This window comes from Mesorhizobium loti CJ3sym (assembly GCF_000472785.1).
Classification (GTDB): domain Bacteria; phylum Pseudomonadota; class Alphaproteobacteria; order Rhizobiales; family Rhizobiaceae; genus Mesorhizobium; species Mesorhizobium loti_E.
On record NZ_AXAL01000017.1, the window covers coordinates 54,438 to 75,323 of the forward strand.

The 20,886-nt window shown below is 63.1% G+C and carries 21 protein-coding genes, 1 tRNA gene and 1 pseudogene; 9 read left to right on the plus strand and 14 right to left on the minus strand.

Annotated features, from left to right (window positions below; genetic code table 11):
• Window positions 1-78 precede the first annotated feature (78 nt).
• Complete coding sequence (locus A3A9_RS0122795) at window positions 79-783, plus strand: sulfate transporter family protein (protein WP_027060845.1); 705 nt, start codon at window positions 79-81, stop codon at window positions 781-783.
• A 7-nt stretch (window positions 784-790) separates the two neighbouring features.
• On the opposite strand, the gene A3A9_RS0122800 is transcribed toward A3A9_RS0122795, so the two are convergent.
• The 7 genes from A3A9_RS0122800 to A3A9_RS0122830 form a co-directional block, all read right to left on the minus strand.
• Window positions 791-1,789: a proline racemase family protein gene (locus A3A9_RS0122800; protein WP_027060846.1), complete on the minus strand. Its 999-nt coding sequence runs from the start codon at window positions 1,787-1,789 to the stop codon at window positions 791-793.
• Window positions 1,786-2,589 (minus strand): isocitrate lyase/PEP mutase family protein, encoded by an 804-nt coding sequence (locus A3A9_RS0122805; protein ID WP_027060847.1) that lies wholly within the window; start codon window positions 2,587-2,589, stop codon window positions 1,786-1,788. The genes A3A9_RS0122800 and A3A9_RS0122805 overlap by 4 nt, the downstream gene beginning before the upstream one ends.
• A gap of 73 nt (window positions 2,590-2,662) precedes the next feature.
• On the minus strand, window positions 2,663-3,508 hold the full coding sequence (locus A3A9_RS0122810) for a hypothetical protein (protein ID WP_027060848.1): 846 nt from the start codon (window positions 3,506-3,508) through the stop codon (window positions 2,663-2,665).
• Window positions 3,509-3,667: 159 nt separating this feature from the next.
• Complete coding sequence (locus A3A9_RS0122815; RefSeq protein WP_161634530.1) at window positions 3,668-4,372, minus strand: ankyrin repeat domain-containing protein; 705 nt, start codon at window positions 4,370-4,372, stop codon at window positions 3,668-3,670.
• A gap of 143 nt (window positions 4,373-4,515) precedes the next feature.
• A complete protein-coding gene (locus A3A9_RS0122820; protein WP_027060850.1) occupies window positions 4,516-5,175 on the minus strand; it encodes an HAD family hydrolase in 660 nt (219 codons plus the stop codon).
• Window positions 5,175-5,660, minus strand: a complete 486-nt coding sequence (gene dut / locus A3A9_RS0122825) for a dUTP diphosphatase (protein WP_027060851.1) — start codon at window positions 5,658-5,660, stop codon at window positions 5,175-5,177. Before dut ends, A3A9_RS0122820 begins: the two co-directional genes overlap by 1 nt.
• Before the next feature lie 78 nt (window positions 5,661-5,738).
• Window positions 5,739-6,209 (minus strand): Lrp/AsnC family transcriptional regulator, encoded by a 471-nt coding sequence (locus A3A9_RS0122830; protein ID WP_033838740.1) that lies wholly within the window; start codon window positions 6,207-6,209, stop codon window positions 5,739-5,741.
• Window positions 6,210-6,323: 114 nt separating this feature from the next.
• Between A3A9_RS0122830 and A3A9_RS0122835 the strand changes: the two genes are divergently transcribed.
• Both A3A9_RS0122835 and A3A9_RS46505 read left to right on the plus strand, forming a co-directional pair.
• The gene (locus A3A9_RS0122835) at window positions 6,324-6,572 is read left to right on the plus strand and encodes a DUF6356 family protein (protein WP_027060853.1); all 249 of its coding nucleotides are present in this window, start codon (window positions 6,324-6,326) and stop codon (window positions 6,570-6,572) included.
• Between the two features lie 15 nt (window positions 6,573-6,587).
• A pseudogene (locus A3A9_RS46505) lies at window positions 6,588-7,124 on the plus strand (class II glutamine amidotransferase); the annotation flags it as partial.
• Here A3A9_RS46505 and A3A9_RS44185 read toward each other — a convergent pair.
• Window positions 7,108-7,198 (minus strand) — tRNA-OTHER (locus tag A3A9_RS44185). The pseudogene A3A9_RS46505 and the gene A3A9_RS44185 sit on opposite strands and share 17 nt — an antisense overlap.
• Between A3A9_RS44185 and A3A9_RS45290 the strand changes: the two genes are divergently transcribed.
• Both A3A9_RS45290 and A3A9_RS0122845 read left to right on the plus strand, forming a co-directional pair.
• Window positions 7,179-7,385 carry a hypothetical protein gene (locus A3A9_RS45290; RefSeq protein ID WP_202596404.1) on the plus strand — a complete coding sequence of 69 codons (207 nt, stop codon included), beginning with the start codon at window positions 7,179-7,181 and terminating at the stop codon, window positions 7,383-7,385. The genes A3A9_RS44185 and A3A9_RS45290 overlap by 20 nt on opposite strands.
• 157 nt (window positions 7,386-7,542) lie before the next feature.
• Complete coding sequence (locus A3A9_RS0122845; protein ID WP_027060855.1) at window positions 7,543-8,916, plus strand: amidase; 1,374 nt, start codon at window positions 7,543-7,545, stop codon at window positions 8,914-8,916.
• On the opposite strand, the gene A3A9_RS0122850 is transcribed toward A3A9_RS0122845, so the two are convergent.
• The gene (locus tag A3A9_RS0122850; RefSeq protein ID WP_027060856.1) at window positions 8,910-9,983 is read right to left on the minus strand and encodes an NAD(P)/FAD-dependent oxidoreductase; all 1,074 of its coding nucleotides are present in this window, start codon (window positions 9,981-9,983) and stop codon (window positions 8,910-8,912) included. The two genes, A3A9_RS0122845 and A3A9_RS0122850, sit on opposite strands and share 7 nt — an antisense overlap.
• Before the next feature lie 236 nt (window positions 9,984-10,219).
• Here A3A9_RS0122850 and A3A9_RS0122855 point away from each other — a divergent pair, with 236 nt between their 5' ends.
• Complete coding sequence (locus A3A9_RS0122855; RefSeq protein WP_027060857.1) at window positions 10,220-11,812, plus strand: peptide chain release factor 3; 1,593 nt, start codon at window positions 10,220-10,222, stop codon at window positions 11,810-11,812.
• A gap of 172 nt (window positions 11,813-11,984) precedes the next feature.
• On the opposite strand, the gene A3A9_RS0122860 is transcribed toward A3A9_RS0122855, so the two are convergent.
• The 3 genes from A3A9_RS0122860 to A3A9_RS0122870 all read right to left on the minus strand — a co-directional run bounded on the left by A3A9_RS0122860 (window position 11,985) and on the right by A3A9_RS0122870 (window position 13,464).
• Complete coding sequence (locus tag A3A9_RS0122860) at window positions 11,985-12,455, minus strand: VOC family protein (protein WP_027060858.1); 471 nt, start codon at window positions 12,453-12,455, stop codon at window positions 11,985-11,987.
• Window positions 12,456-12,493: 38 nt separating this feature from the next.
• Window positions 12,494-13,021: an SRPBCC family protein gene (locus tag A3A9_RS0122865; protein ID WP_245279102.1), complete on the minus strand. Its 528-nt coding sequence runs from the start codon at window positions 13,019-13,021 to the stop codon at window positions 12,494-12,496.
• A 98-nt stretch (window positions 13,022-13,119) separates the two neighbouring features.
• Window positions 13,120-13,464, minus strand: a complete 345-nt coding sequence (locus tag A3A9_RS0122870; RefSeq protein ID WP_027060860.1) for an ArsR/SmtB family transcription factor — start codon at window positions 13,462-13,464, stop codon at window positions 13,120-13,122.
• 195 nt (window positions 13,465-13,659) lie between these two features.
• On the opposite strand from A3A9_RS0122870, the gene ilvD reads away from it, so the two are divergent.
• A complete protein-coding gene (gene ilvD / locus A3A9_RS0122875) occupies window positions 13,660-15,504 on the plus strand; it encodes a dihydroxy-acid dehydratase (RefSeq protein WP_027060861.1) in 1,845 nt (614 codons plus the stop codon).
• A gap of 156 nt (window positions 15,505-15,660) precedes the next feature.
• On the opposite strand, the gene A3A9_RS0122880 is transcribed toward ilvD, so the two are convergent.
• Window positions 15,661-17,415, minus strand: coding sequence for an ABC transporter ATP-binding protein (locus tag A3A9_RS0122880; RefSeq protein WP_027060862.1), 1,755 nt, complete (start codon window positions 17,413-17,415; stop codon window positions 15,661-15,663).
• A gap of 205 nt (window positions 17,416-17,620) precedes the next feature.
• Here A3A9_RS0122880 and A3A9_RS0122885 point away from each other — a divergent pair, with 205 nt between their 5' ends.
• Together A3A9_RS0122885 and A3A9_RS0122890 are read left to right on the plus strand one after the other, a co-directional pair.
• Window positions 17,621-18,901 (plus strand): amidohydrolase family protein, encoded by a 1,281-nt coding sequence (locus A3A9_RS0122885; RefSeq protein ID WP_027060863.1) that lies wholly within the window; start codon window positions 17,621-17,623, stop codon window positions 18,899-18,901.
• Between the two features lie 108 nt (window positions 18,902-19,009).
• Window positions 19,010-19,933: a DMT family transporter gene (locus A3A9_RS0122890; RefSeq protein ID WP_027060864.1), complete on the plus strand. Its 924-nt coding sequence runs from the start codon at window positions 19,010-19,012 to the stop codon at window positions 19,931-19,933.
• An 18-nt stretch (window positions 19,934-19,951) separates the two neighbouring features.
• Here the strand turns inward: A3A9_RS0122890 and A3A9_RS0122895 are convergent, their stop codons facing one another.
• Window positions 19,952-20,854: a phosphotransferase family protein gene (locus A3A9_RS0122895; protein WP_027060865.1), complete on the minus strand. Its 903-nt coding sequence runs from the start codon at window positions 20,852-20,854 to the stop codon at window positions 19,952-19,954.
• Between the last annotated feature and the right edge of the window lie 32 nt (window positions 20,855-20,886).

A 20,886-nucleotide genomic window follows, 5' to 3' on the forward strand; every position in this document is an offset into this window, starting at 1 on the left:
GCGCTTGTGCTCGCGACCTACGCTGCCTATCTCGGGAGCATCCCGCCTCCGGCGGCGCTGACCTGGGGGTGAAGCACCGTGATTTTCGACGCTGCCCGCAATGCGGCCCTGGAGCTGCTTTCGCCGCCGTTTCGTGCCGTGTTCATCAAGACGCTTGGCCTGACCGTACTGGCGCTGGTCGCCTTATGGTTCGGCCTGACAAGTCTGGGCGAGTGGCTGGCGCTGCCGTGGCTCCAGGCATTGCTGCCGGGCATGCCGTCCTGGGCCGGCTGGCTTGGTGGCATCATCGCGGCCATAGCGCTCGCCTTCGGCATGGCGTTGCTCATCGCGCCGGTGACGGCCGTGATCGCCGGCCTGTTCCTCGACGATGTCGCCGAAGTGGTCGAGCGCACCGACTATCCCGGCGACCCGGCCGGACGCGCCATGCCGGCATTGCGCTCGCTGGTGCTGGCGGTAAAATTCTTCGGCGTCGTCATCCTGGGCAATATCGTGGCGCTTCTGCTTCTGCTGGTGCCGGGCGTCAACATCGCCGCCTTCTTCATCGTCAATGGCTATCTGCTCGGGCGCGAGTTCTTCGAGTTCGCCGCCATGCGCTTTCGCTCCGAGGAAGAGGCCAGGGCCTTGCGCAGGCAGTATGCCGGCACGGTGTTTCTCGCCGGGCTGGTCATCGCGGCCGTCCTCGCCGTGCCGCTGCTCAATCTGGTGACGCCGTTGTTCGCCGCCGCGATGATGGTGCATCTGCATAAGGCGATTTCGGCGCGGGAGCGCCCTTCGCGGGCTTAAACCCGGTTCAGCGCAACAGGAAGCCGCGCCCCAGTTCGTCGTCGGGTTCGACAATGAATTCCGCCCGCCCGGAATAATAGGCCCGGCCGCCAACGCGGGCGATGATCGCCTCGTGCTGGCCGGCCTGCGCTGTGCTCGCCACGGCGCCGGAGAAGCGCGAGCCGGCGATGCTCTCGAAGGTACGCGTCTGCCCGATGCCGATCTCGCCCTTGGCATGCATGGCCGCCAGCCGCGCGGTGACACCGGAACCGGTCGGCGAGCGGTCGACTTCCGCCTCGGCGAAGACGCAGATGTTTTTGGTCTCCTCGCCGCAAAAGGCATCCTTTCCGTCGGTCAAAATGGTCCCATAGAGAAAGGCAAGATCGGCATGATCGGGATGCGACAGGCGGAAATCGGCTTTCAGCCTGTCCGTCAAGGCGGTCGCCGCGTCGACGAAATCGCGCACGCGGCTGCGGCCGAATTCGAGGCCGAACTGGTGGCAATCGGCCAGTGCGTAGAAGGCGCCGCCATAGGCGACGTCGAAACTGATGTTGCCATAGCCTGTCAGCTCGATCTGTTGGTCACGAGCGAAAAGGAAGGCCGGCACGCTTTCGAACGACACTGCACCGGCCTTGCCGTCCCTGACCTCGACCGAGGCGACCACGAGACCGCATGGCGCCTCGATGTTGACAGTCGTGACAGGTTCCTGTTTCGCCACCAGCCCTTCATCGATGGCATAGCGGCCGAGCGCGACGATGGCGTGGCCGCACATGGTCGAATAGCCCTCATTGTGCATGAACAGCACGGCAAGGTCGGCGCCGGGCAGGTCCGGCTCGATCAGCAGGGCGCCATACATGTCGTAATGGCCGCGCGGCTCGAACATCAGGATTCTTCTGAGATGATCGAGATGGTCGCGCACATAGGCGCGCTTTTCCAGGATGGTGCCCTTCGGGATGGCGGGATAGCCTGATGTGACGATCCTGAGCGGTTCGCCGCCCGTATGCATGTCGACGACGGTCAGCGTCATGCGACAGGCTTGCTGTACAGCGCCTGTAGCTTGCTGAACGGCATGGCGGCGCGGGTGAAGCCGAACGTGCCGTCCTGCTGGATCTCGCGCGCCGCTGTCTCCAGCATGCCATAGGCGAAATTGGTCAGCCATGGCCCTAGCGAAATGCGCTTCACGCCGGCCATGGCGAGATCGGCGATGGTGAAGCCGGGTTTTGCCATGACATTGACCGGCTTGCTGACCGCCGAACAAAGCGTGCGGATCATCTCGACGTCACCGATACCCGGCGCATAGAGCACGTCGGCGCCCGCCTTTTCGAAGGCCTGCAGCCGCTTGATGGTGTCGTCGAGGTCGGACTTGCCCCACAGAAAATTCTCGGCCCGCGCGGTGAACACGAAATCCCGCTTCAGGGCGCGTGCTGCCTCCACCGCCGCGGCCACGCGCTCGACCGCATGCGCAAAATCATAGATCGGCTTGTCGGGATCGCCTGTGTGGTCCTCGATCGAACAGCCGGCAAGGCCGGCCGCTTCCGCCGCGAAGATGGTTTCAGCTGCCTGCTCGGCGCTGTCGCCCTTGCCCTTCTCGAGATCGGCCGAGACCGGCAGGCTGGTCGCCGCCGTCACCTCGCGGCAATGATGGATCATCTGCTCGAAGGTCACCGCGCCGTCCGGCAGGCCGCGCGAAAAGGCAAAGCCGGCGCTCGTCGTCGCCAGCGCCTTGAAGCCGAAGGAGCCAAGCAGCTTGGTCGTGCCCGGATCCCAGGGATTGGGCATGACGAAGGTCGATGCATGCAGCTCGCGAAAGATCTTGCCTTTGCCCATGAATGCTCCCCCAGCAGAGTTGTGAACGAACTCTATCGCGCGTGCTTCGGTCGGGCAAACGAATGCGGCTGGTTCAGAATCGCTTCGCGTTCTCTGCTGCCAATTTTTCGAAAGCGTCGGAATCCGCGACATAGTGTGCCGCCGTTTTGTCCCAGCGATAGGTAACTGAAATGTCGTTGGAGGCGGCTTGTGGGGGCGTTTCGCCGCAATCCTCTTCGTTCGGCTCGGTCTTGTCGGTTATGGTGGCCTTGATCGCCGCATAGGGTTGGCCGTCGCTCAGCGACTGGAAAGCCAGGTTCTGCGAGCGTTTGTAGGAACAGACATTTTCGTCGAGCGTGTAGATGATGTCGATCAGTTCGAAACGGTCGCTACGCACCAGAATGACCGGCGTCGACAGGTAACCCTGGTTCGAATTGAAATGCGTGCTGGAGGCCATCAAGGCATCGTCGTCTGCGCCCAGGGAGAGTTTGCCGGGGTTGCGAAAGAAGGTGAAGCGGTCGGTCGCCACATTGACCGCATCGAGCAGTTTCGGTTTGCCGGTGAGATCATAAAGCGCCAGCACGGCATAGCCCTCGGCGCTGTCCGGTGACTCGCCGAGATCGACCAGCATGGCCAACCGGTCCTTGCCGCCGGCCTTTATGGCAAGCACGCCGGCGCTGAAAACGCTCGATGCTTCCGGCGGCGAGGTGTCATTGTCGGGACCGGCGATGTGTCGTATCTTGATCGGCGAGGAGCCGACAAAATAATCATCCTTCGCCGTCAAATCCGGGATGAACATCCGGACAAGATCGGCATAGGTGGTGTCGGCGTGGCCAACGATGGATTTGCCGAGGTCTGGATTGGCGGCGTCTTCAGCGCCAGCCGTGCCCCACAGCAATGGCAGCAGCAGCAGGGCGAGGATGAGGCGGGTGGATTTCATGCGTGGCCTCAAGTTGGCGGTGCCAAGTGATTGTGTAAGATCAGACGCTTGGTATCGCGCTGAACGGGCAATCCCACCGGCTCATGGATAGCGGCGCTATGGGCAGTTCGCGATCCATTCCGGACATTCCAAAGATTAGTCGGAGGCAAGGCGTTGCGTCTACGGCGTCGCGCGGTAGCGCTCAAGCAGCCGGAGGATCTCCGCCTGCTGCATTTTCGCCTCTGGCGAGCCACTGCCGCCACGGCCGGTCTGCCGCGTCGCAAGGATCATTGGCGTCGAACCGTTCCCGTTCTTGCGCAACGCATCGGCACCGCCATCAAGGAGTGCGCTCACCGCTGCCGCACTCCGGGTTCTAACGGCGCGATGCAAAGGCGTGACGCCGCTTCGGTCGATGGCGTTCGGATCGGCTCCTGATGCGATCAGCAAGGCGATGGTCGCGGACTGGGAGGCTGGATTCCATCGGGGCTCCCCCGGAATTCCGTCAGCCGCATAGTGGAGTGGCCTCGCGCCCCGGCGGTTTCGCGCGGTGACGTCTGCGCCAAGGCTGACCAGCTCTCGCGCGATCTCAGGCCGATGGGCCGCCGCTGCGACGTGGAGCGCGGTGTCGCCAGTATAAACGTAGTGCTTGATCTCGGTCAGAAAGTGATCCGTCGCCGCAGCCCCCGCCGCGCCTTCATTCAGGGCCGCGTTGGCGAGGGCAGGAAAGGCAGTCAGCAAGCCGTGCACCGCCGCGCTGTCAGCCGATGCGATTGCCTTCATCAGGCGCCAGAGTGCGGTATCGTCCATCATCGTTCGCTTCAAGCCCTCTGCTCGCGAATTCAGGGATGAAGTGTACGTCAGGCAACGGCAGCTCACCATCCTCATCGGAACTTCGTCAGGTTCGCTTGTCGGCGAAACCTCGACGCGCGGCGATCCCGATCGCTGGGGGAGCGCCACACCGGGTACCAAACGTCTGATTTCGACCACTGGCATGGACAATCGAGGCGCACCGCGTGACGGATATCAAATCAGTGGATCGGCACCAGCCCGGCCAGTTCGCGCATGTCGTCGAACAGGATGCCGCCAGCCTCAATCAGGCCATCGCGGTCGGAATAGGGGTCGCCATGATAGGAAAACACCCGCATGCCGGCCGCTATTCCCGCTTGCGTGCCGGCGACGCTGTCCTCGATGACGATGCAGTCGGCGGGCGCAAAACCCATGGTCTTGGCCGCATGCAGGAACAGGTCGGGGAACGGCTTGCCGCGCCCGACCATGGTCGCGGAAAACATCGCATGTTCGAACAGCGGCAAGAGCCCTGTCTGGCCAAGCGTGATGTGCATTTTCGACACCCTGGCCGAAGTGGCGACGCAATAGGGGATGCCGGCCGCGCGGACCGCCTCGATGAACTCGCGGACATAGGGGATCGCCTCGACCCCATGCGCAAACAGATCCGGCAGGCCGGCGTTCCAGCGATCGACGAAATCGGCGCCGAGCCGCACCTCGGTCTGCGCTTCGATCTCCTTTTGCACCGAGAGCATGCTGCGGCCGGAGAAATTCTTGCGGCAATATTCGAAGCTGGTCGCATAGCCGGCAGCGCTCAGCCATTCGGCGAGGCGCCGGTTGGCAAGATTCTCAGTGTCGACGAGGATGCCGTCGCAGTCGAAAATAACAAGTTTGGGGATTTGCATCAGGCGGTGCCGGTCGACCCGAACCCGCCAGAGCCGCGCGCCGTGCCGCCAGCCAAGTTGCGCTCTTCGACGGCAGCCTGCGTCACAACAGCAAATACGATCTGCGCGATGCGCATGCCGCGCGTCACCGCAAAATCCTCGTCGCCGAGATTGACCAAGAGCACCTTGACCTCGCCGCGATAATCGCTGTCGACCGTTCCCGGTGAGTTCAGGACGGTAAGGCCATGCTTGAAGGCAAGGCCGGAGCGCGGCCGCACCTGACCTTCCATGCCTTCCGGGATTTCCAGGATCAGCCCGGTCGGCACAAGCGCGCGTTTGCCAGGCAGGATCAGCAGCGGCCGGTCGTCCGGGACTGCGGCGCGCAGATCCATGCCGGCGGCGCCGGTGCTTTCATAGGCGGGGAGGGGAAGCCCTTCAGCGTGCGGCAATCTGACGAAGCCGACAGTCGGGCCGATGACGGAGGAGTTTTGGAGGGCTGCGCGCATAAAATCGATCCTATCGGCGCGATTGCCGATTCGGTCAATTCGCCCGCAAGCCTATCAACGGCTTTCTTTCGGGCATCACTATGACCTGACCATCGGAACCACCGTCGTCTCCTTGATCTCCTCCATCACGAAGGAGGCGGACACGTCAGACAGCGCCACCTTGGCGATCAGCCGTTGGTAGAGCCGGTCGTAGGCCTTCACGTCGGCGACGCGCGCGCGCAAGACATAGTCGAGGTCGCCCGACATCCGATAGACGCCGGTGATTTCGGGAAAGCTCGTCACCGCCGCCCGGAATTTCTGCAGCCAGTCCGGATCATGGTTCGACGTGCGAATCAGGATGAACACCGAAAGCCCAAGCCCGAGCTTTTCGGCATCGACCAGCGCCACCCGGCCGGTGATGACGCCATCCTCTTCCAGCCGCTTGACGCGCCGCCAGCAGGCATTGCGCGACAAGGCCACCCGTTCCGACAGCTGGTCGACCGACAAAGTGCCGTCCCGTTGCAATTCGCTCAGCAATTTTCGGTCAATTTCATCAATTTCAATCACCATGTGGGATGTTTGTCCCATGGAATGGCAGAATACAAGGATATTTTGAGACCGATGAACCGGCGAAGCGTGTCAGGATACTCATATCAGGAACGTCAAGCGCTGAAGGGGACCAGCATGTCGGTCGCAAGGATTTTTACCTCTCATCCGGCCAAGGTTGGCGAAACCTATTTCGGCCATATGGCCTTCGCCGCCTGGTTCTCGTCGCGCTTGCTGATGGCGGCGAGTGCCGCGCTCGTTCATGCTTTCTTGCCATTTCTGTTTGAGACTACCGCCAGCCGAATCGTTCGCGAGCTTTACGAGCGGACGCACAACAGAGGCACACACGCGACCAAGGAGCCTGCGGCTCTTCTGGATCGCGCCTAGAGGACGATAAAAGCGATGTGCCGGTGGGCGGCCTATCTCGGTGAAGCGGTCTTTCTCGAAGACATCCTGACGGCGCCCTGCCATTCGCTGATTGCCCAGAGCCATTGCGCCCAGGAGGCGAAATCGCCGACCAATGGCGACGGTTTTGGCCTTGCCTGGTATGGCGACCGGCCGGAACCGGGTCTCTATCGCGACATCCTGCCGGCCTGGTCCGATCCCAATCTGAAGAGCCTGTGCCGGCAGATCAAATCCGGCCTGTTCCTCGCCCATGTGCGGGCCTCGACCGGCGGCGCCACCAGCCGCATGAACTGCCATCCCTTCATCTCCGGCCGCTGGTCGTTCATGCACAATGGGCAGATCGGCGGCTTCGGGAAAATCCGCCGTGCGCTGGAGAATTCGCTGTCCGATGCCGTCTTCGACCAGCGCGAAGGCACCACCGATTCGGAACTCTTTTTTCTCCTTATGATCGACGAGGGATTGGCCGGTGATCCGCAAGGCGCTGTGTCACGCGCCACCAGCCGCGTCATCGAAGCCTCGCGCCGGGCCGGCCTCGAACCGACGCTGAAACTCACCGCTGCCTTCTCCGACGGGCAGGCGCTGCATGCGGTGCGCTACGCCACCGACGCGCATGCGCCGACGCTTTACACCTCTATCCTGCGCAAGGGCGGCCGCTGCATCGTCTCCGAGCCGTTCGATCGCGAGGGCGGCGATTGGCAGGCGATCCCGCCGGCGAGCTTCGTCACCATGACCACGGATGGGATCAGCATTCGCCCGTTTGCTCCGGCCGCAGCGAAGCTGGCGCTGGTCGGGTAGGTATTCGCCAGATCGCAAGGTTGCGGCCACGTCGCGGGACAGGGGGCGCCGTAGAGCGCAACCTCAATCACTGCAGCAGCGCAATTCTGATCAAGCACGACCGAGTTTCAAATGTTGAACTGCCTCGAAACGGCGCGGCAATGCGGAGCATTTGATCATGGATATCGCTTTTTCCTCGACCACGGATATCGCCGCCGCGATCCGTGATCGCAAGCTCTCCGCCGTCGAAGCGTTGGATGCGGCTCTGGAGCAGATCGACCGGCACAACAAAGCTGTCAACGCAGTCGTCAATCTCGATCGCGAAGGCGCGCACGAACGCGCCAAAAAGGCCGATATGGCACTCGCGCGCGGGGATATCCTCGGACCATTGCGCGGGGTGCCCTTCACGCTGAAGGACACGCACGAGACGGCAGATATGAAAACCACGGTCGGCTTCCCGCCCTTCGCCGGCTATCTCGCCAGCCACGACAGTCCGGTCGTAGCCAAGCTGAAGGCCGCGGGCGGCGTGCTCATGGCCAGGACCAATGTCGCGACCATGCTGTCGGACTGGCAATCGAACAATCCGCTGTTCGGCCGTACACGCAATCCGTGGAATCTTGAGCGTACGCCTGGAGGCTCCAGTGGCGGCGCCGCAGCTGCGGTGGCGACTGGCATGACACCATTCGATGTCGGCACCGATATGCAGGATTCGATCCGCCTGCCCGCCGCCTTCTGCGGTGTCTATGGCCTGAAGCCGACGGAGAACCGTGTCTCGCTGGCCGGTGCTTTCCCCAACCCGGGCGGTGCTGCGCGCAGCGTGCGGCTGATGTCTTGCCTTGGGCCGTTGGCGCGGAGCGTGGACGATCTGGCGTTGATCTATCAAATCATCGCCGGGCCGGACGGGCACGACACCGATCTCGCGCCAGTACCGGTCGAGGCTATGCCGAAGCTCGACCTCAAGACATTGCGCATCGCTTTCGCGCCATCCTTCCCCGGCTTCCCGGTGGCCGGCGAGATCAGCGCCGCCGTCGAAAATCTGGCAGCGCAGTTGCAAGGCGCTGGTGCGGTCGTCGAGGAGGCGAAATTGCCGAAGCTCGATCTGCACGACGATCTCGCGCAAGGCGGCGCGCTGATCGGTATGATGATGGAAGCCGCGCCGCCCAAACCGCCGGAGCAGCCGACGTCAGTCTCGCGCTGGTTCGAGGCGCTGGCCCGCCGCGACAGATCCATTCTCACCTGGGATAGTTTTTTCGACCGCCATGATGCACTGCTCTGCCCGGTTGCCATGACCGCGGCCTTTCCGCATTGCGAGCCGGGTACGCCGATCAAGGTCGACGGCAAGGAGCAGAATTACTGGATGCTGCCGGCCTATGGCGCGGTCTTCAACTACAGCGGCCATCCGGCACTTTCGATGCCATGCAGACAGGATCGTGATGGTCTGCCGATCGGGCTGCAACTGGTCGGCAAACGCTGGTCGGAATCGCGGCTGCTCGGTATTGCGGCGGCAATCGAGCCGGTCACTGGCGGCTTTCGCCGTCCGCCGGGTTATTGAGCGAAGCGCGACAACCCATAGGGTGCGAGCAGCGGGTCGCGCTCGCCGTCAAGGATTTCCCTTGTAGCAAACAGGCCGACGGCCGGCGCCAGCGTGATGCCGGAATGCAGGACCGCGACGTAGACACCGTCCATGCCTTCGGCCCGGCCGATGATCGGAAAGCCGTCGATCGGATTGGGGCGGTAGCCGATTGTGTGGAAATCGAGTTCCAGCCCCTCGGCGTCGCGCAACGCTGCCTTCACCATCGCGAACAAGTCGCGCGCCGTGACTTCCGGGTTCTCGCCGGGATCGCCGCCGGCGAAATCCGAGCCGGCGATGATGCGGCCCTCGGCCGTCTGGCGCATATGCAGCTTGTCGGCGTGCACCAGACCGTTGAGCAGCTTCTTGTAGGGCCGCGAATGGACGATCAGCCCGGGCGGCGTCTCGATCGGCAGGCTGATACCGGCCGTCGCGGCGATGTCCGGTGAGCCGACGCCGGCGGCGATCACCACCTCATCGGCGGCAAACAGCCCATGCGATGTATCCACACCCGTGATCCTGCCATCGGTCTGGACCAGAGCCGTCACCGTGCTGGAAAGGACGCGCGCGCCATGCCGCTCCGCTTCCGCCAGCAGCGCCGTCGCGGTGGCGACGGGCTCTGCGACACCTTCCTCGGCGACGTGCAAGGCAAAATCGGGAAACTCGGTGAGATTGGGCTCGATACGTGCCACCTGCTCCCGGCCAACCCGTTCGATGCCGTAGCCCCATGAATAATGCTCGGCCGCGTAGGCTTCGAGCCTGTCCGCCGGCAGGTCCCAGTTCAGGCCGCCGCACCAGGCCACCGGCAGGCCGGGCAAATCATTCGCGAGGCGCTTCCACTCGGCCATGGCGCGGATACGCAGCCGGAAATAGGGCTCCGGATTGCCCCAACTGGCGTTGATCCAGGCAAACGAGTTCGGCGTTGCCACGCCGCCAAGCGGGCTATCCGCGATGACCGTGACTTGGGCGCCGGCCTTGGTTAGATGCCAGGCGATCGACGCGCCGATGATACCGGCGCCGATGACGATCACATGTTTAGCCGCGGTCATGCTTTCGACTCCACTTCATGATCTCCCGAAAGAGGATCGTTCAAGTGCCATCCCGGCGGCCGCTTGCCAACATCGATCGCCAGAAATACGCAATTTGATGCGGTCCGCGGTCGACCTGCGCTTGAGTTGGATCTTCGGTTGGCTTGTTCAACTGGCGGCGCCCGCGCCGCCGGACCGGTCGACAGCCCGGCACTGCGCTGCTAGAAGCCCGGCCTGTCACACGGAAATCCCAGAGAATGCCAGAAACAATACCAGAGGAAGTGGCGCGCCGCCGCACCTTCGCGATCATCGCCCACCCCGACGCCGGCAAGACGACGCTCACCGAAAAGCTGCTGCTGTTCGGCGGCGCCATCCAGCTTGCCGGCGAGGTCAAGGCCAAGAAGGACAGGATCCAGACGCGGTCCGACTGGATGAAGATCGAGCGCGAGCGCGGCATTTCCGTCGTCACCTCGGTGATGACCTTCGAATATGAGGACAATGTCTTCAACCTGCTCGACACGCCCGGCCACGAGGATTTCGCCGACGACACCTATCGCACGCTGTCGGCGGTCGACTCGGCCGTCATGGTCATCGACGCCGCCAAGGGCATCGAGCCTCGCACGCTGAAACTGTTCGAAGTCTGCCGGCTGCGCGACATCCCGATCATCACCTTCATCAACAAGATGGACCGCGAAAGCCGCGACCCGTTCGAGATTCTCGACGAGATCGAGCAGAAGCTGGCGTTGGATACTGCCCCCATCACCTGGCCGATCGGCCGCGGCAAGAATTTTGCCGGCACCTATCATCTGGCGCTGAATGCCGTGCGCAGGGGCGACGCGGAGAAGGAACGCACGCCGGTCAACGGTCCCGATTCCAACCGCGTCGCCGGGCTGCTGCCGGAAAACGAGCGCGAGGCCTTCATCGAGGAACTGGAGCTTGCGCGAGAAGCGTGCAGACCCCTTGATATAGAAGCCTTCCGCGAGGGCCATCTGACACCAGTCTATTTCGGCTCGGCGCTGCGCAATTACGGCGTGCGCGACCTGATCGAGGCGCTTGGCGCCTTTGGTCCGCCGCCGCGCGCGCAGGAAGCCGATGTCAGAAAGGTCGAGGCGACCGAAGACAAGATGACGTCCTTCGTCTTCAAGATCCAGGCGAACATGGATCCCAATCACCGCGACCGCATTGCTTTCGTGCGCGTCTGCTCGGGCAAGCTCGAGCGCGGCATGAAGGCCAAGCTGGTGCGCACGGGAAAGCCGATGAGCCTGTCGGCGCCGCAGTTCTTCTTCGCCCGCACCCGCGTCACGGCGGACGAGGCTTTTGCCGGCGACGTCGTCGGCATCCCCAACCATGGCACGCTGCGCATCGGCGACACGCTGACCGAGGGTGAGGAGATACTTTTCAGGGGCGTGCCTAATTTCGCCCCGGAAATCCTGCGTCGTGTGCGCCTCGGCGACGCGATGAAGGCAAAGAAGCTCAAGGAAGCGCTGCACCAGATGGCAGAAGAAGGCGTCGTGCAGCTGTTTTCGCCGGAGGATGGCTCACCGGCCATAGTTGGCGTTGTCGGCGCGCTGCAGCTCGATGTGCTGAAGGAAAGGCTGAACTTCGAATACACGCTGCCGGTAGAGTTCGAAATGTCGCGCTTTTCGGTCTGCCGCTGGATCTCGGCCGACGACAAGGCCGAGACGCTTCGCTTCATCGAGGCGCATCGCGGCGACATCGCCCGCGACCTCGACAACGACCCGGTGTTTCTAGCCCAGCACGCCTTCTCGCTGAATTACGAAGCCGAGCGCTGGAAAGCGATCCGCTTCGAAACGATCAAGGACTACCAGGTCCGCGACAAGGCTGCGTAGGCTCCAGTTTTTCCTTCTCCCCTTGTGGGAGAAGGTGTCGCCGAATGCGACGGATGAGGAGTGTTCCAGGGAACGCCAACGCCTCACTCCGCTGGAACACCCCTTGTCCGTCTCAGCGCTGCGCGCCGATCCACCTTCCCCCACAAGGGGAGAAGGGAAGACCGCGCATCACTCACCCCTTCGTCGCCGCCTCCAACTTGGCGATATCGATCTTGCACATCTGCATCATCGCGCTCATCACCCGTCCGGCCTTGGCCCGGTCGGGATCCTGAAGCAGGCGCGGCAGTTGCTCCGGGACGACCTGCCAGGAAACGCCGAATCTGTCCTTCAGCCATCCGCATGGTCCAGGCTCGCCGCCGCCCTCGGTGAGCTTGCTCCAGAAATGGTCGACCTCACCTTGCGTCTTGCAGTCGATCGAGAGCGACATAGCCTCGGTGAACTTGTATTGCGGGCCGCCATTGAGCGCCTGGAATTGCACACCGTCGAGTTCGAACGAAGCGACCAGAACTTGGCCTTCCTGGGCGTGGCCCTGAGGCCAGCGCGTGACGCTCAGCACCTTCGAGTCCTTGAAGGTGGCGACGTAGTGGTTCATCGCCTCTTCGGCCTGGCCGTCGAACCACAGGAAAGTGGTGATCTTCTGCATTGTCATTCTCCTCATGTCTCTGTTGGGATGAAAAAAGGTCAGGCCGCGCCCTTGGCGGCGTCCCGCAGGGAAGCAAGATGGGCATCGAGCTGGGCGTAGCTTTCGGCCATGCCGCTCGTCATGCCGGTGCCAAGCGCACCATCGCGGGCCGCCTGCGAGGCGTAGAGCACTGTCTGCGTCAGCAGTGTTTTTCCGCTCTGGTCGGTGAAGATCACGGTCCCGATCGTCTCGCCGCCGGTCCAGTCCTCATCGAAGAGTTCCGTCGCAACGAGCCGGCTTGGGCGCATGATCTCGCGATAGGCGCCGCTCATGCCCATGGTCTGGCCATCCCTGTGCTGCCAGACATAGCGCGTCGCACCGCCGACCCTGAGGTCGATTTCGCAAACCGTCAGCCGCCAGCCGTCGGGACCATGCAGCCAGCCCTTCAACAGCTCCGGTATCGTCCAGCAGTCGAACACCATCGGGCGCGGCGCATCGAACACCCGGATGATTTGCACTTCGCGGTCGCTGGGCGTGGTGACGGTCAATGTGGCGACGGTCGACCCGGGCAATGTTGTGGTGCTCACGATGGTCCTCCTGTTGTTTGTCCAAGGACGTTCGGCCTGTTGGCAATCCGACACGGCTGTGGATTTTTGTCGTGGGGGTTCGATGCGCCGGGCTTCGGTTATTGCTCCGCGTCGCCGCTGGCCTTCTTGGCCTGCATGGCACCCAGCAAGGCGTCGAGGCGCTGAAAATTGCCCTCCCAGACCTTGCGATAGCGTTCGAGCCAGTCATTGGCTTCGCCGAGTGGTCTGGCTTCCAGCCGGCAAGGCCGCCGCTGCGCATCGCGGCCACGCGAGATCAGCCCGGCGTTTTCAAGTACTTTGAGGTGTTTGGAGATCGACGGCTGGCTCATGGCGAAAGGCTCGGCCAGTTCCATCACCGACGCCTCGCCCTCGATCAGACGTGCAAGGATGGCGCGCCGCGTCGGATCGGCAAGCGCGGCGAAGGTGGCATCAAGGTGGTTCATGAGACGTCCATAGCCAATAAGGTATATACCCGATTGGCTATATAATGGGATGCGCTGCCCGTCAACCGCTGCGGTGGACTTCCTGGCGCATTGCAAAAATCTGGCCAGACCATACTTGGCGGTCTATAAACCCTGCGATCCAAATTCAGCGCCGCCACGCTCCGTATCGAGCAGCCAGCCAGCTAAGGAAAGTTCATGCCCGCCTATCGCTCCCGCACCACCACCCATGGCCGCAACATGGCCGGCGCCCGCGGCCTCTGGCGCGCCACCGGTATGAAGGACTCGGATTTCGGCAAGCCGATCATCGCCGTGGTCAATTCCTTCACCCAGTTCGTGCCGGGCCATGTCCATTTGAAGGATCTTGGCCAGCTGGTCGCGCGCGAGATCGAGAAGGCCGGCGGCGTGGCGAAAGAATTCAACACCATCGCCGTCGATGACGGCATCGCCATGGGCCATGACGGCATGCTCTATTCGCTGCCGTCGCGCGAGTTGATCGCCGATTCCGTCGAATACATGGTCAACGCCCATTGCGCCGATGCCATGGTCTGCATCTCCAATTGCGACAAGATCACGCCCGGCATGCTGATGGCGTCGCTGCGCCTCAACATCCCGACCGTCTTCGTCTCGGGCGGGCCGATGGAGGCCGGCAAGGTGGTGCTGGCCGGCAAGACCCAGGCGCTCGACCTGGTCGACGCCATGGTTGCGGCTGCCGACGACAAGATCTCCGACGAGGACGTCAAGATCATCGAACGCTCGGCCTGTCCGACCTGCGGCTCCTGTTCGGGCATGTTCACCGCCAATTCGATGAATTGTTTGACCGAGGCGCTGGGCCTCTCGTTGCCGGGCAATGGCTCGACGCTGGCCACGCACGCCGACCGCAAGCGGCTGTTCGTCGAGGCCGGCCATCTCATCGTCGATCTTGCCCAACGCTACTACGAGCAGGATGACGAGACAGCACTGCCGCGCAACATCGCCTCGAAGGGTGCCTTCGAAAACGCCATGACGCTCGACATCGCCATGGGCGGTTCGACCAACACCGTGCTGCATATACTGGCCGCGGCACACGAGGGCGAGGTCGACTTCACCATGGAGGATATCGATCGGCTGTCGCGGCGGGTTCCGGTGCTTTGCAAGGTCGCGCCGGCCAAATCAGACGTTCATATGGAAGACGTTCATCGCGCCGGCGGCATCATGGCCATCCTCGGCCAGCTCGACAATGCCGGGCTGCTCAACCGCGATCTGCCGACGGTGCACACCGCAAGCCTGAGCGAAGCCCTTGATCATTGGGACATTTCGCGCACGACAAGCCAGAATGTCCGCGATTTCTTCCTGGCAGCACCGGGCGGTGTGCCGACGCAGGTCGCCTTCAGCCAGGACCGCCGCTGGGACGATCTTGATCTCGATCGTGAGAAAGGTGTCATCCGTTCGGCCGAGACGCCATTTTCGAAGGACGGCGGCCTTGCCGTGCTGAAAGGCAATCTGGCGATCGACGGCTGCATCGTGAAGACAGCTGGCGTCGATGAGTCGATCCTGAAGTTCACCGGGCCGGCGCGGGTGTTCGAAAGCCAGGATGCCTCGGTCAAGGCGATCCTCTCCAACGAGATCAAGGCCGGCGATGTCGTCGTCATTCGCTATGAAGGACCGCGCGGCGGTCCCGGCATGCAGGAAATGCTCTATCCGACCAGCTACCTGAAGTCGAAGGGCCTGGGCAAAGCCTGCGCGCTGGTCACCGACGGCCGCTTCTCCGGTGGCACGTCGGGCCTGTCGATCGGCCATGCCTCGCCGGAAGCCGCCGAAGGCGGTGTAATCGGGCTGGTAAGGGAAGGTGACACGATCGAGATCGATATCCCGAACCGCACCATCCGCTTGGCCGTCAGCGACGCCGAGCTTGAAGCGCGCCGCGCGGCAATGGAAGCCAAAGGCGCCCTGGCCTGGAAGCCCGAGGAAAAGCGCAAGCGCAAGGTGACAACGGCACTGCGCGCCTACGCCGCCTTCGCCACCAGCGCCGACAAGGGCGCGGTGCGGCACGTGCCGGAGTAACGTTTGCGCCAGCCCCTCATCCGGCCGCTTCGCGGCCACCTTCTCCCCGCTGGGGAGAAGAGACTGGCGCCGGCGTTGACGACCTCTTCTCCCCTCGGGGAGAAGGTGGCCCGAAGGGCCGGATGAGGGGGCTTGGCCCCTACGTCCGGCACACCCTCACGGCATCAACTGATATTCATAAAGCTTCTGGTAAAGCCCGCCCTGCCTGAGCAGCGCACGATGGGCTCCGCTCTCCACCACCTTGCCGCCTTCCAGCACCACGATCGTATCGGCCTGGTGCACGGTCGACAGGCGGTGCGCGATGACGATCGTCGTGCGTCCTTCGGTCAGTTGCTGCAGCGCGTCGCGGAACAGCGCTTCGGATTCGGCGTCGAGCGCGCTGGTCGCCTCGTCCAGCAACAGGATTTCGGCATCGCGAAGCATGGCGCGTGCGATCGAGATGCGTTGGCGTTGGCCGCCGGACAGCAGGCCGCCATTCTCGCCGACATCCGTCTCGTAGCCCTTTGCTTGCGCGATGATGAAATCGTGCGCGTTGGCGGCCTTGGCGGCGGCGATCACCTCCTTGTCGGCCGCGCCCTCTCGCCCGAGCCGGATGTTGTGCATGATGGTGCCGGCAAACAGGAACGTGTCCTGGCTGACATAGGCGATCTTTTCCCTGAGCGAAGCGAGTGTCGCATGGGAAATGTCCTGGCCGTCGAGCAACACCTTGCCGCTCTTCGGGTCGTACATGCGCATGATCAGGTTCAGGATCGTCGACTTGCCACCGCCTGACGGTCCGACCAGTGCAGTCATCTTGCCGGGCGCAAGGGTGAGGTCGAACCCTTCGAACACCGGCGGACCATCCTGGTAGGCGAAGCTGACGGCGTCGAACCGGATTTCGCCGGGCCCGGCCCGGAGCGGCTTTGCATCGGGCTTCTCGGCCAGCGTCAGCGGCGCGTCGGCCAACTGGAACATCATGCGCACGCCGACAATGCCGCTTTCCAATGAGATACGGACGCGCGCGAGGCGCTTTGCCGGTTCATAGGCGAGCAGTAGCGCCGCGATGAAGGCCATGATGTTGCCGGGCATCTGGCCGCCCTGCAGAACCAGCATGCCGCTGACCATGACGGCGCCGGCGATCGCCAGCCCGGCCAGCGTCTCCATCACCGGGCTGGTGACCGCTTCCAGTGCGGCGATGTTGTTGGCCCGATCCTCGACGTCCTGCACCGCCTTGTACATGCGCTTGCGCATCAAGCCTTCGAGGTTGAAGGATTTGACCACGCGCACGCCGATTGCGGTTTCCTGCATCACCTGCACGATCTGGCCGACCGAGCGGAACTCCATCGCTGCGAATTTGCGCACACGCTTCAGGATGCGATTGACACCATAGATTGCCAGCGGGCCGACGACGAAGCAGATCAGCGACAGCGCCGGCTGCTGCCAGACCATAACCCCGATCAGGGCAGCCAGGGTCACCAGGTCGCGCACATAGGAGGTGACGATCAGGTCGAGCACGTTGCGTGCCGCCTGGGCATTGTTGGTCATGCGGGTGATCAGGTCGGACGACGAGGTCAAATGGTAGAATTCGATGCCTTGCGCCAGGATGCGGTCGTAGATTTTGCGCTGACGGTCGGCAATGATGGCGTTGCCGACCCGGCTCATGAAATAGGCCTGCACGAAATTGGCGATGCCCTTGAGGATGAAAATCCCGGCGACCGCCAGGGCAATCATGTTGACGCGGTCGATCCGCTTGTCGATCACGAATTCATTGGTGATTTCGCGCAGGATCCAGGCGCTGGCAGCCGTCGTGCCGGCCACCACCAGCATCGACACAATGGCGGCGCCATATCCGAACTTATGCTGCCCGAAGGACTCTTTGACCAGCCGCACGATAAGGCGCTGGTTCTCCATCGAGCGTTCGTCGCGTTTCAGGAACGTCAAGTTCAAGTTCACACGGGGCTTCCATGGTTTGCGACATGGCCTTGAGTCCGAAGCCGATCGCTGCGTGGACGAAAGGCGGCTTATAGAGCGTGTTACCGCCAGAGGGAACCTTTCGCGACCGCCGAAAGAAACGGCTGCGGCAAGCTGTCTTTTGCGCCACCATGGCTGGGTGATTCTGGAAATAGGATGACGACAGATGGATTTCGACCTTATCGTTCGTGGCGGCACACTGCCGGATGGCAGGATTGCCGACATCGGCATCAGCGGTGAGACGATCGCGGCGATCGAACCGACACTGCCGGGTTCGGCACAAACCGAGGTCGACGCGCGCGGCAATCTGGTCTCGCCGCCCTTCGTCGATCCGCATTTCCACATGGATGCAACGCTGTCCTACGGCATTCCGCGCATCAACGCCTCGGGCACGCTGCTCGAAGGCATTTCGCTGTGGGGCGAGCTGAAGCCGCTTTTGACGCATGAGGCAGTGCGCGACCGCGCACTCGCCTATTGCGACTGGGCGGTGTCGATGGGCCTGCTCGCCATCCGCACCCATGTCGACGTCTGCGACGACAGGCTGCTGGCGGTCGAGGCCCTGCTCGACGTCAAGAAGACGATCGCCCCTTATATCGACCTGCAGCTGGTGGCTTTTCCGCAGGACGGCTTCTATCGCTCGCCGACGGCGCGCCAGAACACCATTCGGGCGCTCAACATGGGCGTCGACATCGTCGGCGGCATTCCGCATTTCGAGCGCACCATGGCTGACGGCGCCCGCTCGGTGACCGAACTCTGCGAGATAGCGGCCAAACGCGGCCTGATGGTCGACCTGCATTGCGACGAGACCGACGATCCGTTGTCGCGCCATATCGAACAGCTTGCCTATGAAACGCAGCGCCTCGGCCTGCAGGGCAAGGTCGCCGGCTCGCACCTCACCTCGATGCATTCGATGGACAATTACTACGTCTCGAAACTGCTGCCGCTGATTGCCGAGGCCGGCGTTTCGGCCATCCCCAACCCGCTGATCAACATCATGCTGCAAGGCCGTCACGACACCTTCCCGAAACGCCGTGGCCTGACCCGGGTCAAGGAGATGCAGGCGCTGGGCATCCGCGTCGGCTGGGGTCAGGATTGCGTGCTCGATCCCTGGTACTCGCTGGGCACCGCCGACATGCTCGACGTCGCCTTCATGGGCCTGCACGTCGCCCAGATGTCGAGCCCGACCGACATGGCGCGCTGCTTCGACATGGTCACCAACGTCAACGCCGCCATCATGAGGCTCGATCATCTGGGCCTGGCCGTCGGCAAGCGCGCCAGCCTTGTCGTTCTCGACGCCGGCAATCCGATCGAGGCCCTGCGGCTGCGCGCCGAGCGTATCTTTGTCATTGCCAGGGGCAAGGTGGTGGCGGAACGGACAAGGCAGGATACCAGGCTTTCCATGCCGGGCAGGCCGGGGCAGGTGAACCGCAGGCACATATCCAGCTAGATACAGCCGATTCCCGGCGCTGGTCTTACCCTTTGCCTGATTTTTCCTCGTCAAAGCGACCGCTAGCGTCTACGACGCGGCCTAAGCGAGGGAGGAATCGGGATCGGCATGACGCAGCCCGTAGCGCAGAATTCCACAATCAGGAACGTGCTTCTGGCCGGCATTCTGCTGATGCTGGCCGGCGATTTCCTGTTTGCGTTGAACGACGCCATGGGCAAGTGGCTGGTCGCCAGCTTCTCCGTCGGCCAGGTCGTGCTGATCCGCTCGATTGGCGCCTTTATCGTGCTCGGCCCGATGATCGCCAACCAGGGCGCCGGCAGACTGTTCCAGATGGAGCGGCCCGGGCTGCAGATACTGCGCGTGGTGGCAACGACGCTGGACACCGCTTTGTTCTACGCCGCCGTCGTCTATCTGCCGCTTGCCGATGTGATGAGCTTCTACATGGCCGGGCCGATCTATGTCGCGGCGCTGTCGCATTTCCTGCTGGGCGAAAAGGTCGGCTGGCGCCGCTGGCTGGCGATCCTGCTCGGCTTCTGCGGCGTGCTGATCATGCTGAAGCCATCGTCCGCGGCATTCTCGCTGTCGTCGAGCTTCGCGCTGGTCGGCAGCATTGCATTCGCCTTTGCCATCATCCTCAATCGGCGGCTGCGCGGCACCAGCGACACCAATCTGGTGACATGGCAGACCATCGGCACGCTGCTGGTCGGCGGCGTGCTGACCATCGGCGCGTGGCGCACGCCCTCGGCACTCGATTTCGGTGCCATGCTGCTGCTCGGCATCGTCTCCTGCGGCGCGCATCTGATGATCACCAGGGCGCTCAAGCTGGCGCCGGCCTCGACGCTGGCGCCGCTGCACTACACGCTGCTCTTGTGGGCGGTCGTGTTCGGACTGGTGTTCTTCGGCGACGTTCCAGGTCCGCGCATCCTGATCGGCTCCGGCATCGTCGTTCTGGCCGGCCTGTTCATTTTCCACCGCCAGAAAGTGGTCGAGACCACGGTGCCGCCCGAAAACGTGCCAAAGGGTGTAAACTAGGGCTCAGGTTTCTGATGCCTAACCCTTGCGTATGGCCGCCAGATGCCGGGAAAACTCCGGTGTCTCCATCAGCGCCTTGCAGCGTGCGAAGCGGCCATCGGCATAGGCACGGAAATCGTCGACCGGGTTGTTGTTGGCAAGCTGGATCAGTCCCCATAGCGTCCACAACAGGTCGCACATTGCCTTGTAGATGACGACTCGGCCGCGCTCGGCCGGCCTCGCCTCGCCGCCGAAATAGGCGCGCATCAGCTCCTCGTCCTGAGCCGCATCGAATTTCCCCTCGACGCTGAGATCGCCGAGATCCCAGAGCGGGTCGTTCATTCCAGAATATTCCCAGTCGACGACCCACATCCGCGCGCCCGTATCGAGAAAGTTCTCGCACAGCGGGTCGCAATGGCAGGCAACAAGCGGGAGCGGATGGGCGGCCAGCGCCGAGCGCACGCTGCCGGCTTCGCGCATCACATCGTGATAGCCGGCGGGCAAGGTGACGTCCTTGGTCGACAGCACCTTGAGATAGTCGTCGATCATCGAAAACAGTTCGAAGCGGAAGGGGAACACCGCACCGGAATTGTGCAGCTTGCGGAAGGCTTCGCCGGCGCGGGCGGGGCTGCCCGGCCGCGCCTTGAATTTTTCCGGCGACATCGTCTCGGCGCCCGCGATGAAGCGCGTCACCATCACGCCGGTGCCGGCATCGGCATGCAGCACTTCCGGGCTGACGCCGGCTTTCGCCGCCTCGCGCGCGGCCACCGCTTCGTTGTCGCGGTTGATGTACTCCTCGGTGCCCTTGCCTGGAATGCGCAGGCAGAAATCACCGGCCCTGAAGACGAGGTTGGTGAGACCGCCGAGCCTCTCCAGCGGCCCGGTATAGCCGGCCAGCATGGGAATGGCGGCAAGTCTTGCCCGCGCCTCGTCTGTCACCATGCCCGCGCCCCACGCTGTTATTTCTCACCGCA

Bases quoted from the DNA above. Each gene is read 5' to 3' on its own strand.
- A3A9_RS0122820 (WP_027060850.1), bottom strand. From the start codon at position 5,175: ATGCAAATCCCCAAACTTGTTATTTTCGACTGCGACGGCATCCTCGTC.
- ilvD (WP_027060861.1), top strand. From the start codon at position 13,660: ATGCCCGCCTATCGCTCCCGCACCACCACCCATGGCCGCAACATGGCC.
- A3A9_RS0122890 (WP_027060864.1), top strand. From the start codon at position 19,010: ATGACGCAGCCCGTAGCGCAGAATTCCACAATCAGGAACGTGCTTCTG.
- A3A9_RS0122800 (WP_027060846.1), bottom strand. From the start codon at position 1,789: ATGACGCTGACCGTCGTCGACATGCATACGGGCGGCGAACCGCTCAGG.
- A3A9_RS0122860 (WP_027060858.1), bottom strand. From the start codon at position 12,455: ATGCAGAAGATCACCACTTTCCTGTGGTTCGACGGCCAGGCCGAAGAG.
- A3A9_RS0122835 (WP_027060853.1), top strand. From the start codon at position 6,324: ATGTCGGTCGCAAGGATTTTTACCTCTCATCCGGCCAAGGTTGGCGAA.
- A3A9_RS0122885 (WP_027060863.1), top strand. From the start codon at position 17,621: ATGGATTTCGACCTTATCGTTCGTGGCGGCACACTGCCGGATGGCAGG.
- A3A9_RS0122815 (WP_161634530.1), bottom strand. From the start codon at position 4,372: ATGAGGATGGTGAGCTGCCGTTGCCTGACGTACACTTCATCCCTGAAT.
- A3A9_RS0122830 (WP_033838740.1), bottom strand. From the start codon at position 6,209: ATGGTGATTGAAATTGATGAAATTGACCGAAAATTGCTGAGCGAATTG.
- A3A9_RS0122855 (WP_027060857.1), top strand. From the start codon at position 10,220: ATGCCAGAAACAATACCAGAGGAAGTGGCGCGCCGCCGCACCTTCGCG.
- A3A9_RS0122870 (WP_027060860.1), bottom strand. From the start codon at position 13,464: ATGAACCACCTTGATGCCACCTTCGCCGCGCTTGCCGATCCGACGCGG.
- A3A9_RS0122845 (WP_027060855.1), top strand. From the start codon at position 7,543: ATGGATATCGCTTTTTCCTCGACCACGGATATCGCCGCCGCGATCCGT.
- A3A9_RS0122850 (WP_027060856.1), bottom strand. From the start codon at position 9,983: ATGACCGCGGCTAAACATGTGATCGTCATCGGCGCCGGTATCATCGGC.
- A3A9_RS0122805 (WP_027060847.1), bottom strand. From the start codon at position 2,589: ATGGGCAAAGGCAAGATCTTTCGCGAGCTGCATGCATCGACCTTCGTC.
- A3A9_RS0122895 (WP_027060865.1), bottom strand. From the start codon at position 20,854: ATGGTGACAGACGAGGCGCGGGCAAGACTTGCCGCCATTCCCATGCTG.
- dut (WP_027060851.1), bottom strand. From the start codon at position 5,660: ATGCGCGCAGCCCTCCAAAACTCCTCCGTCATCGGCCCGACTGTCGGC.
- A3A9_RS0122810 (WP_027060848.1), bottom strand. From the start codon at position 3,508: ATGAAATCCACCCGCCTCATCCTCGCCCTGCTGCTGCTGCCATTGCTG.